This window comes from Stenotrophomonas sp. 115C5, from assembly GCF_056861055.1.
In genome coordinates this window covers 17099-34746 of the sequence record NZ_JBSPUQ010000004.1, presented here as the reverse complement: position 1 = coordinate 34746, position 17648 = coordinate 17099, and the positions used below count along the sequence as shown (strand labels likewise).

Below are 17648 nucleotides of genomic sequence, written 5' to 3'. Positions count from 1 at the left end.
GCCATGAACCAGTCCAAGCGCATCGATCCCCTGCTGAAGCGGGCCCAGGAACACGAGGACGCGGTGGCCCGCGATCTGGCCGAACGCCAGCGCGTGCTCGATACCCATCTGTCGCGACTGGACGAACTGCGCCGCTACGCCGAGGAGTATGCGAATGCGCAGATGGCGGCGACCAGCCCGGCACAGCTGCTGAACCGGCGTGCGTTTCTCGACCGCCTCGACAGTGCGGTCGAACAGCAGCAGGCCACGGTCAATGGCAACCGCGAGAAGGTGGAAGCCGAGCGCGCCCGCCTGATCCTCGCCAGCCGTGACAAGGCCGTGCTGGAACAACTGGCCGCCAGCTACCGCGCACAGGAGAAGGTGGTGACGGACCGCCGCGACCAGCGCGAGATGGACGACATCGGTGCCCGCCGCGCCCGCCTGGTACAGACCGAAGACCAGGACGGCGCCGAGCAGGGAGGCCGCTCGTGATGCCCGCCCCGCTCGCCAGCAGCGCCAACGCACAGTCGCAGAACGCCGGCAGCGGCCCAGCGCGCGCATCACGCAGTGACGGCAGCAAGCATTTCAGCCAGCTGCTGCAGGGTGGTGCGCCGGGCGCCGATGGATCCTCCAGGCCCTCGAACATGCCCACGTCGCCTGCACAGGGGCCGGCATCCGACAGCAATGGCCAGTCCAGCGCCGAGCGCAGGCCGGACAGCGCTGCCGTACCCGAAGAGACCGCAGCGACGGTGCCCACAGCGCAAGCCAGGCCCGCTGCCGAAAAGGACGCCCCGGCGACGACCGAGGAAGCCCCATGGCCGCCGCTCGGCCTGGCAGGACTGGTACTGGCGGTACCGACACCTGCTGATCCTGCCGCCGCTCTGCCAGAGGTGGCGACGGCCACCGATGCAGACCACAACGCGCTGCCCTCGCCCGCTGCACTGCCGGTCGCAGCAGCCCTGCCCTCCACAGCAGCGGCGACCGCAACGGCCACCGCCGAAGGCGACGCCCCCAATGGGGCCGACCAGGCGACCACTCTGCCGTTGCCTGAGCTGGTGCTGCCCGGCAAGCGCGGCGAGCGCGGTGAAGGCAGCGACGCAACCCTCATCGGCGACCGCGCCACGGCGCCGCTGCTGCATGCACCGGGCAACGCGGCTGTGCAGGATCTGAAGGCCGCGCTGGCCACGGGCAATGCCATCTTCAATGGCGAACCGACACCGAAGCCGGTGCTCGGCGACGATGGTTTCGACCAGGCAATTGGTGCGCGCCTGGGCTGGCTGGCCGACCAGAAGATCGGCCATGCCCACATACGCCTGAGTCCGGACGACATGGGCCCGGTCGACGTGCGCCTGCAGCTGAACGGCGACAAGGTGCATGCCAGCTTCAGCAGCCCGCACGTGGATGTACGCCAGGCACTGGAAAGCAGCCTGCCGCGCCTGCGCGAACTTCTCGGCGAGCAGGGCTTCCAGCTGGCTCATGCCGATGTCGGCCACCAGACGCCCGGTGGTGACGGCAATGCGTCGGGCCAGGCCGCTGGCGGCGGCATGGCAGGTGACGGAGAACCGTCGCCGGGCGACGCCAGCGTGTCGTCCGCGCAGTTGATCCGCCAGCGCGGATTGCTGGACGCATACGCCTGACAGGCGCGCCAACCAAGGTTGGCACCCACCAGGGCGGAGCGGTTGGCACCTACCAGAGCGATGTGGTTGGCACCTGCCAGTATCGCACTGGTGGGGGCGGAGCTTGCTCCGCACGGCCCCACCGGCACCCCGACGGAATTCCGTCGCCCCCCTCTGCCCCGGCTCCGGCACACCCCTTGCATATCCCGGTGAAGCAACCCTCAGGAGCTTCACCCCGTGGCCGCAGCCGCTGACAAAACCAAGAAGACCGCCGAGAAGGACAAGGCCGCCAAGCCGCGTAGTCCGATCCTGATCACCGCACTGGTGGCCGTACTGGCCGCCGCTGCCGCCGGTGGCGGCGTCTGGTTCTTCACCCAGTCCAAGCACGAAGAGAAGACCGCGCAGGCCCCGAAGAAGGCCAGCACTCCGGCACCGGCGCAGTACTTCGCGCTGGACCCTGCGTTCGTGGTCAACCTCAACGGCCCGGTCGACGGTCCGCGCTACCTGCAGCTGGAAGTACAGCTGATGACCCGTGACCCGGCCGCGCTGGAAGCGATCAAGACCCATGCGCCGGCCATCCGCGCACGCCTGCTGATGCTGTTCTCGCAGGTCAGCCCCGATCAGATCGCCGACGTCGCCGGCAAGCAGAAGCTGCAGGCCGCCTCGCTGGCCGAGGTGCAGAAGGTGCTCAAGGCCGAGACCGGCAGCAACGGCGCCGACGATCTGCTGTTCACCAGCTTCGTGACCCAGTAAGGGCCCACCGATGAATGACCTGCTGTCCCAGGACGAGATTGATGCCCTGCTCCACGGCGTGGACAGTGGCGCGGTCGAGACCGATCCGGAACCGCCCTCCGGCGAGGCCCGTTCGTACGATTTCGCCAGCCAGGACCGCATCATCCGCGGTCGCATGCCGACCCTGGAAATGGTCCACGAGCGTTTCGCGCGCCTGTGGCGGATCGGCCTGTTCAACCTGATCCGGCGTTCGGCCGAACTGTCCGTGCGCGGCATCGAGCTGATCAAGTTCAACGATTACATGCACTCGCTGTATGTGCCGACCAACCTGAACCTGATCCGCTTCAAGCCACTGCGCGGCACCGGCCTGATCGTGTTCGAACCGACCCTGGTGTTCGCCATCGTCGACAACTTCTTCGGTGGTGACGGGCGCTACCCCACCCGCATCGAAGGCCGCGAGTTCACCGCTACCGAAATGCGGGTGATCCACCTGCTGCTGAAGCAGACCTTCGCCGACCTGCGCGAGGCGTGGGCACCGGTGATGGATGTCGACTTCGAGTACATCAACTCGGAGATCAACCCGCACTTCGCCAACATCGTGACGCCGCGCGAGTACGTGGTGGTGTGCCGCCTGCACGTCGAGCTCGACGGCGGTGGCGGCGACATCCACGTGACCCTGCCGTATTCGATGCTGGAGCCGATCCGCGAGCTGCTCGACGCCGGCATCCAGAGCGACCGCAATGATCGCGACGAGAGCTGGGGCCAGACACTGCGCGAACAGCTCAACATCGCCGAAGTCACCCTGTCCAGCGTGCTGGCCAGCAAGCGCATGACCCTGCGCGACCTGACCCAGCTGAAGGTCGGCGACATCCTGCCGATCGAACTCAGCCCGCAGGTGCCGCTGTGCGTGGAGAACATTCCCGTGTTCACCGGCGAGTTCGGCATCGCCAACGGCATGAACGCCGTGAAGATCACCGCTACCCATCCGCCGGGCACCCGCCCGCGCGCACCCGTCATCCAGGAAGACCCGCAATGAACGATATCGACGCCCTCGAACCGACCCCGGCCCAGTTCAGCAGCCTGCAGGCCGATGAGGCGAACGGTCCGGACCTGAACCTGGACGTGATCCTGGACGTGCCGGTGACCCTGTCGCTGGAAGTCGGTCGCGCTCGCCTGCCGATCCGCAACCTGCTGCAGCTCAACCAGGGCTCGGTGGTGGAACTGGAACGTGGTGCCGGCGAATCGCTGGATGTGTTCGTCAACGGCACCCTGATCGCCCATGGCGAAGTCGTGGTGATCAATGACCGCTTCGGCGTGCGCCTGACCGATGTGGTCAGCCCGAGTGAGCGGATCCGGAGACTGCGTTGAGCCTGCTGGCCTCCACCCTGCTGGCGGTCGGCAAGGCCGCCGCCCCGGTTGGCCCGCAGGTCGGCCAGCATGCGGCCGCCGCACCGAGCCTGTTCGGTGCGGTGCTGGCGCTGCTGGCCGTGCTGGCCCTGGTCATCGGCCTCGGCTGGCTGCTCAAGCGCATGCCCGGCAGCGGCTTCCGCCCGGCCGAAGGCATGAAGCTGGTGGCCAGCCTCAGTGTCGGCGCCAAGGAACGCGTGGTGGTGGTCGAGGTCAATGGCCAGCAACTGCTGCTGGGCGTCACCGCCGGCGGCATCAACACCCTGCATACCCTGCCCGAACCGCTGCCGCCGCCGGCACCGGTGCGCGTGCCGGACTTCAAGAACCTGCCGAATTTCGCCCAGCTGCTGCAGCAGCGGCTGCGCAAGGACCCCTGACATGCGTGTCACCCGTACCCGTCTTGCCACCCTGATACCGTGGCTGCTGTTGCTTGCCCTGTGCCTGTTGCCGGCACTGGCGTTCGCTGCGCCCGGCGCACCGACCACGCCGCTGCCGGATATCAACGTCGGCAAGATCGGCGGTGCGCCGGTCAGCCTGCCGCTGCAGACCCTGCTGCTGATGACGGCGATCACCCTGATCCCGTCGATGCTGCTGGTGCTGACCTCGTTCACCCGCATCATCATCGTGCTGGGCCTGCTGCGCCAGGCGCTGGGCACCGGCCAGACGCCGTCCAACCAGGTGCTGCTGGGCCTGGCCCTGTTCCTCACCGCGATGATCATGCTGCCGACCTGGGACAAGGCCTGGAGCACCGGCATGGCGCCGTACCTCAACGGCGACATCGACTTCCAGACCGCCTGGACGCTGACCACCTCGCCGCTGCGCGCCTTCATGCTGGCGCAGATCCGCGAGACCGACCTGATGACCTTCGCCGGCATCGCCGGGCACGGCACCTACGCCAGCCCCGATGCGATTCCGTTCCCGGTGCTGGTCGCCTCGTTCGTCACCAGCGAGCTGAAGACCGCTTTCGAGATCGGCTTCCTGATCTTCATCCCGTTCGTGATCATCGACCTGGTCGTGGCCAGCGTGCTGATGTCGATGGGCATGATGATGCTGTCGCCGATGCTGGTGTCGGCACCGTTCAAGATCCTGCTGTTCGTGCTGGTGGATGGCTGGGTGCTGACCGTGGGTACGTTGGCGGCGAGCTTCAATCCGGCGTGATCGAAAGGCAGTCGAGCATGGCTCGACTCTACATAAGCAGATGGAATCCGAATGTCTCCCGAACTTGCCTTGACCGAACTGCGTGGCGGCCTGATCACCGTATTGTGGGTGGCCGGCCCGCTGCTGCTCACCGTGCTGGTGGTGGGCGTGGTGGTGGGCGTGGTACAGGCCGCGACCCAGCTCAATGAACCGACCATCGCCTTCGTCGCCAAGGCAGCGGCACTGACCGCGGTGCTGTTCGCGCTGGGTAGCCTGCTGATCGGCCACCTGGTGGAGTTCACCACGCTGCTGTTCCAGCGCATTCCACACCTGATCGGCTAGGACACGCGCTTCGATGGACGCCGCCACCCAGATGGCAGCCGACGGCCTGCAGGCCTTCGGCATGATCGGCACCGTGCTGTGGACCATGCTGCGCATCGGTGCCGTGGCCATGGCCATGCCGATGGTCGGCACCCGCGCGGTGCCGGCACGGATCCGTGTGATCCTGGCCGGCACCCTGGCCATCGCATTGGCGCCGTTGCTGCCGCCAGTACCGGACTGGACCGGTTTCGATGCCGCCACGGTCCTGACCATCGCCCGCGAACTGGCCATCGGCGTATCCATCGGCTTCCTGCTACGGCTGGTGTTCGAAGCCGGCGCGATGGCCGGCGAACTGATCGCCCAGGGCACAGGCCTGGCCTTCGCGCAGATGAGTGATCCACTGCGTGGCGGTACCTCGGGCGTGATCGGCCAGTGGTTCTATCTGCTGTTCGGCCTGCTGTTCTTCACCGCCAACGGCCATCTGGCGCTGATCTCACTGGTGGTGGACAGCTACCGGGCGCTGCCGATCGGCGCACCGCTGCCGGACCCGCACGCCTTCTTCAGCATCGCCCCGACCTTCCTGCTGACCGTTCTGCGCGGCGCACTGACCCTGGCGATCCCGCTGACCGTGGCGATGCTGGCAGTGAATCTGGCGTTCGGCGTGCTGGCCCGTGCGGCCCCGGCGCTGAACCCGATCCAGCTGGGCCTGCCGGTCTCGCTGCTGCTGGGCCTGTTCCTGCTGGCGTTGCTGGCCGGGGAAATGGGCCCGCCGGTACAGCGCCTGTTCGATGCCGCCTTCCAAGCTGCGGACGCGGTCACACACTGACCTGATCATCACGTTTTACTGCTTGCCATGCCTTTGTTTCTGCAGAGCCGAGCCCATGCTCGGCTGTCTTCGGCGGGAGCGGCAGCCGAGCATGGGCTCGGCTCTACACGGGCGCAATTTCACGTTTTACTGCTTGCCCTTCCCCCCGGTCCGCGCGTTAGAGTGAATGCGCGGCAACCGGGGGGATGCCGCACGTGGCCGCCGCCCGGCGTCGGCCTGCCTCATGCATGCCCCACCGTGGTTTCCGTCGACAGGCAGGTCCGGGAGACTGACGAATGCTGGTAGGCACGTACAACCCGTGGCTGGTGGCGATCTCGCTGCTGGTTGCCGTGATGGCTTCGTACACTGCGCTGGCAATGGCCGGGCGCACGGTCACCGCACCCGGCAAGGGCGCGGCGTGGTGGTGGCGGCTGGGCGGCGGCTTCGCCATGGGCCTGGGCATCTGGTCGATGCATTTCATCGGCATGCTCGCCTTCGACCTACCCATTCCGCTCGGCTACGACCTGCCCATCACCCTGCTCTCCCTGGCCCTGGCCATCGCCTCGTCAGTGTTCGCACTGTGGCTGGTCTCGCTGCGCACCCTGCCGCATCCGCGCCTGGCTGGCGGCGCACTGTTGATGGGTACCGGCATCGCCGGCATGCATTACGTTGGTATGGCCGCAATGCGCATGCAGCCGGGCATCGACTATGACCCGGGCTGGCTGCTGTTTTCACTGATGGTGGCAGTCGCTGCGTCGTGGACGGCCCTGTATGTGGCGTTCCGCCTGCGTGCGCAGCGCACCCGTGTCGGCGACCGCCTGGCAGCGGCCGGCCTGCTCGGGCTGGCGATCGTCGGCATGCACTACACCGGCATGGCCGCCGCACGTTTTCCGGAAGGCAGCATCTGTGGCGCGGCGGTCGGCGATGGCCTGCAGAGCGAATGGCTGGCGATGCTGGTGGTGGTACTGACCGTCGCAATCCTGGCCGTGGTGCTGGTGGTGTCCTGGCTGGACCAGCGGGTGGAGGCGCAGCTGCTGCGCCTGCGCAATTCCCTGTTGAGCACCTCGCTGACCGACGCACAGCAGGAACTGACCCAGGCTGCACTGCACGACCCGCTCACCCGCCTGCCCAACCGCCTGCTGCTGCAGCGGCGCATCGTGCAGGCACTGGCCGAGGCCGAACAGGGCGGCAGCCGCTTCGCGGTGATGTTCATGGATCTGGACGGCTTCAAGCAGGTCAACGATGCCTATGGCCACCAGGCCGGCGACGCGCTGCTGGTGGCGGTAGCCGAGCGCACCCGCCAGCTGCTGCGCCCCCACGACATGCTGGCCCGCCTGGGTGGTGATGAGTTCGTGCTGGTGGTACGCATCGAGCACGACGAGGATCTGCCAACCCTCGCCCGGCGCATCCTGCAGGCGGTCGGCAGTGGACCGCTGCTGCCGGACAACGAACTGCAGGTAGCCGCCAGCATCGGCGTGGCGATCTGCCCCGACCACGCGGCCAGCGAGCGGCAGCTGATGGCCTTCGCCGATGCAGCGATGTACCAGGCCAAGGAATCCGGACGCAACGCCTTCGTGTTGTTCGCCGACTGGATGAATGACAGCGCCGAGCAACAGTTCCGGCTGCTGGCCGACCTGCGCCGGGCCATTGGCAGCGAGCAGCTGTTCCTGCACTACCAGCCGAAGATCCAGGTAGCCACGCAGAAGGTGGCCGGAGCCGAAGCGTTGATCCGCTGGCGCCATCCGGAGCATGGCCTGATCCCGCCGGACCGCTTCATCCGGCTGGCCGAGCGCAGCGGCGCGATCAACGACATCGGGCGCTGGGCGCTGGATCAGGCCTGCCTGCAGCTACGCCGCTGGCATGACGCCGGTCACGAAGGCTGGTCGATGTCGGCGAACCTGTCGCCGATACAGTTCAGTTCGCCGCACCTGCTGCAGGATGTGCGTGAAGTGATCGAACGCTACGACATTGCCCCGCGCCACCTGGTGCTGGAGATCACCGAAAGCACGGTGATGCGCGATACCGATACCAGCCTGCGCCTGCTGCAGGCGCTCTCGGCGCTGGGCGTGGGCATCTCCATCGATGACTTCGGCACCGGCTACTCCAGCCTGCTGTACCTGAAGCGGCTGCCGGCTACCGAGATCAAGATCGACCACGCGTTCGTGCGCGATCTGGAGCACAGCGCCGAGGATGTGGTGATCGTCTCGGCCATCGTGGCGCTGGGCCATGCGCTGGACATGGACATCGTCGCCGAAGGCGTGGAAACCGCCGCCCAGCGCGCCTACCTGGAACGGCTGGGCTGCGATTACCTGCAGGGCTATCTGCTCGGCCGCCCGGTCGATGCGGCGCGCTTCATGCAGCTGCACGACCTGCCCCGGCCGCGGGTGGAGCTGGCGCAGAGCCCACCGCCCAGCGACAACGCTTCTTTGTAGAGCCGAGCCTGCGCTCGGCTCCCGCCGGGCACGGCCCGGCGCTACCATTGGTTGGCCTTCGGTAGATCCACGCCATGCGTGGATGCGCCGTTCCACCACCCTCCAAGGAAGCGTCCGTGGCCCTACGCACCATCCTTGCCGGCCTGTTGCTGGCCCTTGCTGTCGGCCATGCCGCCGCCGCTGATCTGCCGTGGTCGTTGCCCACCGATGCTTCCCCGGCTCAGGTCGACGCCGCCCTGCAGGTCCTCGGCAAGGGCGTGTTGAAGTCCTACAGCCTGAGCGATGCACAGCGCGGCCACGCGCTGCTGGCGATGGGCCAGACGGCCGAAGCGCGGCAATCGATCCAGCGGGTACGCGCATCGCTGGCAAGCGACGGCGACACCGCGGCGATGCAGCGCTGGCTGCCGATGCTGCTGCTCGCCACCGCCGGCGAGCGGGACAACGCCGCCTATGTGCGTGCCTTCCACAGCACCTTCGCTGCCCTCGACGACGTCGCCGCGGTGCAGGCCGATGCCGCGCTCTCGGTTGAGCCGGCCCGAGTGCGCGCCCAGCTGGAGCAGGCCATCGCGGCGCAGGCGGGTGCCGCGACCATCGCCGAGGCCGTCGCCCTGGACCTGCTGCGGCTGCGGGCGGTACTGCGTGCACAGACCCTGGCCGCCGCACTGGCCCCTCCGCTGGTCGCGGCGGAAGAGCAGCGCCGCTTCGCCATCGACGACGCGTTGCGCATCCCCGTTGGCGATGGCGTCGTGCTGTCGGCGCAGCTGGCCCGCCCTCGCGCCGCATCGGTACCTCTGCCGACGGCAATGCTGTTCACCATCTACACCGATCCGCCGAAGAACCGGCAGAAGATGCTGCTGGCCGCCGCGCATGGCTACGCCGGCATCGTGGTCGATGCACGCGGCAAGGGCCAAGGCAGCGGCACCATCGCGCCCTACGAACACGATGGCGAGGACGCCAACGCGGCCATCGACTGGATCAGCCACCAGCCATGGAGCGATGGCCGGGTCGCCATGTATGGCGGCAGCTACGAGGGCTTCACCGCCTGGGCTGCGGCGCGCCACCACCATCCTGCGTTGAAGACCATCGTGCCCTACGTTGCCGCCATCCCCGGCCAGGGCCTGCCGATGGAGAACAACGTGTTCCTGAGTGCCAACTACGGTTGGGCGTTCTATGTGGCCAATGGCCCGATGCTGGACAACGACACTTACGACCAGAACGAACGCTGGTCGCAGCTGCCGCGCCGCTGGTATGCCTCCGGCCGCCCTTACCGGCAGATTGACCACGTCGATGGCACGCCCAATCCCTGGCTTCAGCGCTGGCTCGACCACCCGGTGTACGACGCTTACTGGCAGTCAATGGTTCCCTATGGCGACCAGTTCGATGACATCCGCATCCCGGTACTGACCATCACCGGCTACTACGACGATGGCCAGATCTCGGCACTGCAGTACTTCAAGGACCACCTGCGGCACCGCCCTGATGCCGATCATGCCCTGCTGATCGGCCCCTACGACCATCGCGGTGCGCAGTCGGCGCTCAAACCGATGCAGCTGCGCGGATACGACCTGGATGCCGTCGCGCAGTTCGACACGCCTGCACTGACCTTCCAGTGGCTGGACCATGTGCTGCGCGGCGCCCCTCGCCCGGCGCTGGTACCCGACCGCGTGAACTACCAGCTGATGGGCAGCAACCGCTGGGGGCATGCGGCAACGCTGGACGCCGCCGCGGGTGCCCACCGCCGCTACCACCTGTCGGCCGCACCCGCTTCGGCCGATGGCTACCACCGCCTGCAGGAACAGCCGCCAGCGCCGGGCCAGCTGGGGCAGACCGTGGACCTGGCCGACCGCAATGAAATGCGGCATGGCTACTACCCGTTCCCCATCGTCGCAGCACAGGATGAAGCTGATACCGCGCTGGCCTTCGCCTCCGAACCGTTCACCGCACCGATGGACCTGATCGGCAGCTTCTCTGGCGACCTGAAGGTCCGCCTCAACAAGCGCGACTTCGATTTCACCGTCACCCTGTACGAGCTGCTCGCCGATGGACGCCGGATGCAGCTGTCCTACTACCTGGGCCGGGCCAGCCACGTGCGTGACCCGAGCACGCGCCAGTTGCTGCAGCCGGGGCAATGGACCCACCTGCCCTTCGACCGCACGCGCATGGTCGCCCGCCGCTTGGCTGCAGGCAGCCGCCTGCTGGTGAAGGTGGATGTGCTGAAGGACGCCATGCACCAGGTAAATCACGGCACCGGCCGCGATGTCAGCGACGAGAGCGTTGCAGATGCAGGTGCCCCCCTGCACGTGGAGTGGCACAGCGACAGCGTGTTGTCGATTCCGCTGCAGCTGGTGACGCCGGACGGGTGATTGCGCCGGGCACGGCCCGGCGTTACCCGTGCCGCCGCCCGCCATCACGGAACGATTCCTGCAGCACCCTCCGGTAGAGCCGAGCCCACGCTCGGCTGCGCTTCGCGCCTGGACCCAACCGCAGCCGAGCGTGGGCTCGGCTCTACAAGACGGGCCGTCGGTAGATCCACGCCATGCGTGGAACAGTTCTTGCACGCACCCCGGCATCCCCTGCCGCAGTGCCCGTGATGTCCGAGAACGAATCCGCCGGCGAAAAGACCGAACAACCGACCGAAAAACGCCTGCGCGATGCCCGTGAACAGGGCAACCTGCCGCGCTCGCGCGAACTCGGCACCGCCGCCGTGTTCGGTGCCGGCGTACTGGCGGTGATGGCCATGAGCGGCTCGATCGGCCGCGGCGCAACGGCCTGGATGAAGCAGGCGCTCAGCCCGGAACAGAGCCTTCGGCAGAACCCGAAGGAACTGTTCGGCCACTTCGGCGACCTGCTGCTGCAGTTCATGCTGGTGATCGCACCGCTGGTGCTGGTCTGCCTGCTGGCCAGTTTCGTCGCACCGCTGGTGATGGGTGGCCTGCGCTGGTCGCAGAAGGCGTTGCTGCCCGACATCAACCGCATGAACCCGATGAGCGGGCTCAAGCGCCTGTATGGCCCGGAGGCCATCGCCGAGTTCACCAAATCGCTGCTGCGCGTGGCCTTCGTCGGTGTTGCTGCCGGGATGGTGGTCTGGACCGGCTTCGACACCCTGCGCGGGCTGATCCACCACCCGCTGGAGACCGCCATCACCGACGGCCTCGGCTTCACCCTGCGCCTGCTGCTGGCCACAGCCGGCGCCATGCTGGTGCTGGCCGCCATCGACGCGCCGTACCAGCGCTGGAACTGGATGCGCAAGCTGAAGATGACGCGTGAAGAGCTGCGCCGGGAAATGAAGGAAAGCGAGGGCAGCCCCGAGGTCAAGGGCCGCATCCGCCAGCTGCAGCAGCAGATGGCCAACCGCCGGATGATGGAAGCGGTACCCACCGCCGACGTGGTGGTGGTCAACCCCACCCACTACGCGGTGGCCCTGAAGTACGAAGGTGGTGCCATGAACGCCCCGACCGTGGTTGCGCTGGGCGTGGACGAGACCGCCCTGCGCATCCGTGAAGTGGCCGACGGCAACAAGGTCGCGATCGTCTCCGCCCCGCCTTTGGCACGCGCCTTGTATCGGGAAGGCCAACTCGGAAAGGAAATCCCCGTGAGACTGTATTCGGCCGTCGCCCAGGTCCTGTCATACGTCTACCAGCTGCGCGCCTGGCGCACTGGCCCGATGCCGGACGCCCCGCACATCCAGGTGGATGAATTCGGCAAGGGAGGCCGCCCGTGAGCGCCCAGCCCTCCACCGGTTTCAACACCCGCCGCGCCCTGGAAATGATCCGTCAGGGCCTTGGCGCACCGCTGATCGTGCTGGCCCTGCTGGCCATGGTCGTGGTGCCGCTGGCCGCGCCGGTGCTCGATGCGCTGTTCACCTTCAACATCGCCATCTCGCTGATGGTGCTGCTGGCGGTGGTCTACGTGAAGCGCCCGCTGGACTTCACCATCTTCCCGATCGTGCTGCTGATCACCACCATGCTGCGGCTGGCACTGAACGTGGCGTCCACCCGCGTCATCCTGCTCAACGGCCAGAACGGCCACGACGCCGCGGGCAAGGTCATCGCCGCCTTCGGCGAATTCGTGATCGGCGGCAACTACGCGGTCGGCATCGTGGTGTTCGCGATCCTCACCATCATCAACTTCGTGGTCATCACCAAGGGCGCCGGCCGCGTCTCGGAAGTGACCGCGCGCTTCATCCTGGACGCCATGCCGGGCAAGCAGATGGCGATCGACGCCGACCTCAACGCCGGTTTGCTGACGCGTGAAGAAGCCAAGCTGCGCCGTGAAGAAGTCCGCGAGGAAGCCGACTTCTACGGCGCGATGGACGGCGCCAGCAAGTTCATCCGCGGCGACGCCATCGCCGGCATCCTGATCCTGTTCATCAACATGCTCGGCGGCCTGGCCGTGGGCGTGCTGCAGCATGGCATGCCGTTCGGCGACGCCGCCGCCACCTACACCCTGCTCTCCATCGGTGACGGCCTGGTGGCGCAGCTGCCGGCACTGCTGGTGTCCAGCGCAGTGGCGATGCTGGTCACCCGCGCCTCGCGTTCGCAGGACATGGCCCAGGCCATGACCGGCCAGGTGTTCGGCCAGTACCGCGCACTGGCGATCACCGCCGGCATCATCGGCGTGGTCGGCCTGGTGCCGGGCATGCCCAACGTCGCTTTCCTGACGCTGTCCGCGATCCTCGGCTTCATCGCCTGGAAGGTCTACCGCAAGGGCAAGACCGCCGCCACCGATCCGGCAGCCGCAGGCAACGACGCCGCCGCACTCAATGCGCTGGGCCGCCCTGCCGCGCCGGCACCAACCGCCGAGCTGAGCTGGGACGAGCTGCGCCCGGTCGATCCGCTGGGCCTGGAGGTCGGCTACCGGCTGATTCCGCTGGTGGACAGCAACCAGGGCGGTGAACTGATGGCGCGCATCAAGGGCGTGCGCCGCAAGCTGACCCAGGACGTGGGCTTCCTGATTCCCTCGGTGCACATCCGCGACAACCTGGAGTTGCCGGCCAATGGTTACCGCGTGCTGGTGCACGGCGTGCCGGTGGCCACCGCCGAGATCCATCCGGACCGCGAACTGGCACTGGACCCGGGCAGTGCGCTCGGCGCGCTGGAAGGCATCGCCGGCAAGGACCCCGCGTTCGGCCTGGATGCCACCTGGATCCAGCCGCACCAGCGCGCCCAGGCCGAAACGCTGGGCTACACCGTGGTCGACCCGGCCACCGTGGTCGCTACCCACCTCTCGCACCTGATCCGCGAACACGCACCTGAACTGCTCGGCCACGAGGAAGTGCAGCACCTGCTGGCCAACCTGGCCAAGAGCGCGCCCAAGCTCGTCGAAGATCTGACGCCAAAGGCTCTGCCGCTGTCGGCGGTGGTGCGCGTGCTGCAGAACCTGCTGGTCGAGCGCATTCCGATCCGCCAGCTGCGCAAGATCGCCGAAGCCCTGGTCGAACACGCGCCGAACAGCCAGGACCCGGCTGTGCTGACCGCCGCCGTGCGCACCGCACTGGGCCGCTTCATCGTGCAGGAGATCGCCGGAATGTCGGCGGAGCTGCCGGTGTTCACCCTCAACCCGCAATTGGAACGTGTCTTGCAGGAGTCCACGCAGGGCAACGGCGCCGCGCTGGAACCCGGACTCGCTGAGCGACTGCACCAGAGCCTGGCCGAATGTGTCAGCAAGCAGGAAGCGCGAAACGAGCCGGCAGTCGTGCTGGTACCGGGCCCGGTGCGCGCCGCGCTGGCGCGCCTGGTCCGCCACAGCGTTCCGTCGCTGTCGGTCCTGGCGTACAGCGAGGTGCCGGAGGACAAGCGCCTGAAGCTGGTCGGAACGATCAGCTGACACCGCTCTCCGATGCGCCAGAAAACAGACACCACTTTCGAACCAACGCAACAGACAGATACCAAGGGGAACCCGCACCGTGCAGACCACCGACCACCCGAGTTCTCCGACCGCCACCCCGCCGTCTTCGTCCCGTGACCACAGCATGAAAATCAAACGATTCGTCGCCGCCGACATGCGCTCGGCCATGAACCTGGTGCGCAAGGAACATGGTCCTGACGCCGTGATCCTGTCCAACCGCCGGATCGAGGAAGGCATCGAGATCGTCGCCGCCGCGAACTATGACGAGAGCGCCGTGCAGCGTGCACTGGAAGCCTCGCGCCGTGACGTCGCTCCGCCGCCGGCGCCCAAGCCGCGCACCGCCGCCGACGCGGTGATCGCCGCCGTCACCCGCCGCCGCAGCAGCACCCCGGCGCCGGAACCGGTCGCCGCCACCACCTCGGCCGTGGCCGCCCTCGCCCGTGCGGCCGTTGGTGCCACCGGCCGCACCCTGGACAGCGCCGACGAGATCGTGCCGACCCGTGGCAGCACTGGCTTTGCCGCCACCCTGGCGCGCGCCGCCGTCAACGAACCGGCGCTGCCGGAACAGATCTTCGCTCCGTACGCTGAAGCCTCCGTTGCACCGGCACCTGCCAACGCTGTGCCGGCCAACCGCGCCCACTTCCAGATCGATCCGCCGCACGAGGCGCATCACGAAAGCCCGGCACCGGCTGTGCAGCCGCCACCGCTGCCGACCGCTGCTGTGGCTGATGTGCAGCCCGGGATCACCGCCAGCGAACCGGCACCGGCTGAAGCCAGTGACGAAACCAGCCCGGCACCGGTACTGGCCCCGGCACCGACGCTGACCGTGGTTGCCCAGGACGACGCCGAGATCCGCCAGCTGCGCCAGGAAGTGGCCGGCATGCGCCATGTGATCGAGCGCGAAATGAACCGCTTCACCGACGAGCGCCTGCGCGGCTGCCCGGTGCGCGCTACTGCGCTGGACCTGATGGACGAGTACGGCTTCGACGCCGGCCTGGCCCGCGACGTGGCCATGCAGATCCCGCTGGAGACCGAGGCTCACCGCGGCCGCGGCCTGATGCTGGGGCTGATCTCGCGCAAGCTGCCGATCGCCCCGGTCGACCCGCTGGAGGAAGGTGGCGTGATCGCCCTGGTTGGCCCGACCGGCGCCGGCAAGACCACCACCATCGCCAAGCTGGCCTCGCGCTTCGCCGAGAAGCACGCGCCGCGTGATGTGGCCCTGGTCACCACCGACACCACCCGCATCGGTGCCCGCGAGCAGCTGTACGGCTACGGCCGCCAGCTCGGCATCGCGGTGCACGAGGCCAACAGCGGCACCGACCTGGACCAGCTGCTGGAACGCCTGAAGGACTACAAGCTGGTACTGATCGACACCGCCGGCCTGGGCCCGCGCGACCGCGCACTGGCCGCCCAGCTGCAGTGGCTGCGCGCCGCCCGCCAGGTCCGCACGCTGCTGGTGCTGCCGGCCAATACCAGCTTCGGCGACATGGACGAGGTGGTCCGCCGCTTCGGCGCTGCCAACCTGCAGGGCCTGGTACTGAGCAAGCTGGACGAGACCGGCCGCTTCGGCAATGCCCTGTCGGTGGCCGTGGACCACGCCCTGCCGATCACCTGGGTGACCGATGGCCAGGACGTTCCGGAGGACCTGCACCGGGCCAGTGCAGCCAATCTCGTACTTCGCCTTGAAGATTTGCGCCGCGCGGCCGATATGCCCTGCAACCCGGAGTTGAACCATGCCGTCGCGTGAGTACGCCAAGCTGACCAAGACCTTCCCGCTGTCGGCCACCCGCAGCGAGCCGCTCGGCCCTGTGCGCACCATTGCCGTCACTGGCGGCAAGGGCGGCGTGGGCAAGACCAACGTTTCGGCCAACCTGGCCGTGGCGCTGGCTGGCATGGGCAAGCGCACGCTGCTGCTGGACGCCGACCTCGGCCTGGCCAACATCGACGTGATCCTGGGCCTGAACCCCACCTTTACCCTGGCAGACCTGGTCGCCGGCCGCTGCACGCTGGATGACGTCATCGTCGAAGGCCCGAACGGCGTGCTGGTGGTCCCGGCCGCATCTGGCCGCCGCCACATGGCCGAACTGGCCCCGGCCGAGCACGTCGGCCTGGTCAACGTATTCTCCGAGCTGGAACGCGAACTGGACATCATGGTGGTCGACACCGCCGCCGGCATCACCGATGGCGTGCTGACCTTCTGCCAGGCCGCGCAGGACACCGTGGTGGTGGTCTGTGACGAGCCGGCCTCGATCACCGACGCCTACGCGCTGATCAAGGTGCTGTCGCGCGAGCGCGGCGTGGACCGCATCCAGGTGGTTGCCAACATGGTACGCGACCCCAACGAAGGCCGCGTGCTGTACGAGAAGCTGACCCGCGTGTGCGAGAAGTTCCTTGCCGATGTCTCGCTGAACTACCTGGGCTGCGTGCCGCAGGATGACTGGCTGCGTCTGTCGGTGCAGCGCCAGCAGCCGGTGGTGAAGGCCTACCCGTCCAGCCCGGCCGCGCTGGCGATCACCGAGATTGCCCGCCGCACCGCACGCTGGCAGGCGCCGACCGAACCGCGTGGCGGCGTCGAGTTCTTCCTCGAGCGTATCCTCAAGCAGCGCGGGGTGGCCGCATGAAAGGCGCAGCCCAGTACCGGGAAGTCCAGCGCACGGCGGCCAACGAGGTCATCGCCCAGCATTCGGACCTGGTGCGGCGCATCGCCCACCACCTGGCCGCACGCCTGCCGGCAAGCGTCGAGGTCGACGACCTGATCCAGGCCGGCATGATGGGGCTGATCGAAGCCTCGCGCAGCTATGACGCCGACCAGGGTGCTTCGTTCGAGACCTACGCCTCGATCCGCATCCGCGGCTCGATGATCGATGAGATCCGCCGTGGCGACTGGGTGCCGCGCTCGGTGCACCGCCGTGCACGTGATGCCGCCGCCACCATCCGCCGCCTGGAACAGAGCAGTGGCCGTGCCGCCAGCGCCACCGAAGTGGCCGCCGCGATGGAGATGCCATTGCCCGAGTACCTGCGGCTGATGGAAGACGCTGCCCGTGGCCAGGTACTGAGCCTTGAATCGCGCATCGAGGACCAGGGCGAGCTGGACACCGTAGCCCAGGGCGGCCCAACCCCGCAGCAGGTGCTGGAGCGCGGCGAGTTCGGTCGCGAGCTGGGCAAGGCCATCGGCCACCTGCCCGAGCGCGAACAGCTGGTGCTCTCGCTGTACTACGAGCAGGAACTGAACCTGAAGGAGATCGGCGCGGTGCTCGGTGTGAGCGAGTCGCGGGTCTGCCAGATCCACGGCCAGGCGGTACTGCGCCTGCGTGGCCGGCTGAAGCTGTTCGAGGCCGCCGACGCCGGCCTCGAAGAATGAACATCCCCGAG

General features: G+C 67.9%; 16 protein-coding genes. All 16 read left to right on the top strand.

All coding sequences use genetic code 11. From position 1 onward, the window contains the following. The first annotated feature begins 3 nt into the window (after positions 1-3). The 16 genes from fliJ to AC13FN_RS06915 all read left to right on the top strand — a co-directional run bounded on the left by fliJ (position 4) and on the right by AC13FN_RS06915 (position 17637). A complete protein-coding gene (fliJ, locus tag AC13FN_RS06990; protein WP_049434692.1) occupies positions 4-471 on the top strand; it encodes a flagellar export protein FliJ in 468 nt (155 codons plus the stop codon). Then, positions 471-1616, top strand: a complete 1146-nt coding sequence (locus AC13FN_RS06985; protein WP_482984517.1) for a flagellar hook-length control protein FliK — start codon at positions 471-473, stop codon at positions 1614-1616. Before fliJ ends, AC13FN_RS06985 begins: the two co-directional genes overlap by 1 nt. Before the next feature lie 216 nt (positions 1617-1832). After that, on the top strand, positions 1833-2348 hold the full coding sequence (locus AC13FN_RS06980; protein WP_005409545.1) for a flagellar basal body-associated FliL family protein: 516 nt from the start codon (positions 1833-1835) through the stop codon (positions 2346-2348). A 10-nt stretch (positions 2349-2358) separates the two neighbouring features. Next, positions 2359-3363 (top strand): flagellar motor switch protein FliM, encoded by a 1005-nt coding sequence (gene fliM / locus AC13FN_RS06975; RefSeq protein ID WP_010482429.1) that lies wholly within the window; start codon positions 2359-2361, stop codon positions 3361-3363. After that, complete coding sequence (gene fliN, locus AC13FN_RS06970; RefSeq protein ID WP_005409543.1) at positions 3360-3695, top strand: flagellar motor switch protein FliN; 336 nt, start codon at positions 3360-3362, stop codon at positions 3693-3695. Before fliM ends, fliN begins: the two co-directional genes overlap by 4 nt. A 17-nt stretch (positions 3696-3712) precedes the next feature. After that, positions 3713-4111, top strand: a complete 399-nt coding sequence (gene fliO / locus AC13FN_RS06965; RefSeq protein WP_180848852.1) for a flagellar biosynthetic protein FliO — start codon at positions 3713-3715, stop codon at positions 4109-4111. Position 4112: 1 nt separating this feature from the next. Beyond that, positions 4113-4892 (top strand): flagellar type III secretion system pore protein FliP, encoded by a 780-nt coding sequence (gene fliP / locus AC13FN_RS06960; protein ID WP_054171698.1) that lies wholly within the window; start codon positions 4113-4115, stop codon positions 4890-4892. Positions 4893-4943: 51 nt separating this feature from the next. Continuing rightward, positions 4944-5213, top strand: a complete 270-nt coding sequence (locus tag AC13FN_RS06955; RefSeq protein ID WP_005413254.1) for a flagellar biosynthetic protein FliQ — start codon at positions 4944-4946, stop codon at positions 5211-5213. 13 nt (positions 5214-5226) lie between these two features. Continuing rightward, on the top strand, positions 5227-6018 hold the full coding sequence (fliR, locus tag AC13FN_RS06950) for a flagellar biosynthetic protein FliR (RefSeq protein WP_005409539.1): 792 nt from the start codon (positions 5227-5229) through the stop codon (positions 6016-6018). A gap of 275 nt (positions 6019-6293) precedes the next feature. Continuing rightward, a complete protein-coding gene (locus AC13FN_RS06945; protein WP_482984518.1) occupies positions 6294-8429 on the top strand; it encodes a putative bifunctional diguanylate cyclase/phosphodiesterase in 2136 nt (711 codons plus the stop codon). 116 nt (positions 8430-8545) lie between these two features. Continuing rightward, complete coding sequence (locus AC13FN_RS06940; protein ID WP_049434702.1) at positions 8546-10792, top strand: CocE/NonD family hydrolase; 2247 nt, start codon at positions 8546-8548, stop codon at positions 10790-10792. 227 nt (positions 10793-11019) lie between these two features. Beyond that, a complete protein-coding gene (flhB, locus tag AC13FN_RS06935; protein ID WP_057504315.1) occupies positions 11020-12150 on the top strand; it encodes a flagellar biosynthesis protein FlhB in 1131 nt (376 codons plus the stop codon). Positions 12151-12194: 44 nt separating this feature from the next. Beyond that, entirely contained in the window at positions 12195-14255 is a 2061-nt protein-coding gene (flhA, locus tag AC13FN_RS06930) for a flagellar biosynthesis protein FlhA (protein WP_180836375.1), read from the top strand. Between the two features lie 145 nt (positions 14256-14400). Continuing rightward, complete coding sequence (flhF, locus tag AC13FN_RS06925; protein ID WP_049434707.1) at positions 14401-16023, top strand: flagellar biosynthesis GTPase FlhF; 1623 nt, start codon at positions 14401-14403, stop codon at positions 16021-16023. Next, on the top strand, positions 16010-16897 hold the full coding sequence (locus AC13FN_RS06920) for a MinD/ParA family ATP-binding protein (RefSeq protein WP_010482449.1): 888 nt from the start codon (positions 16010-16012) through the stop codon (positions 16895-16897). The genes flhF and AC13FN_RS06920 overlap by 14 nt, the downstream gene beginning before the upstream one ends. After that, entirely contained in the window at positions 16894-17637 is a 744-nt protein-coding gene (locus AC13FN_RS06915) for an RNA polymerase sigma factor FliA (protein ID WP_010482450.1), read from the top strand. Before AC13FN_RS06920 ends, AC13FN_RS06915 begins: the two co-directional genes overlap by 4 nt. Positions 17638-17648 lie beyond the last annotated feature (11 nt).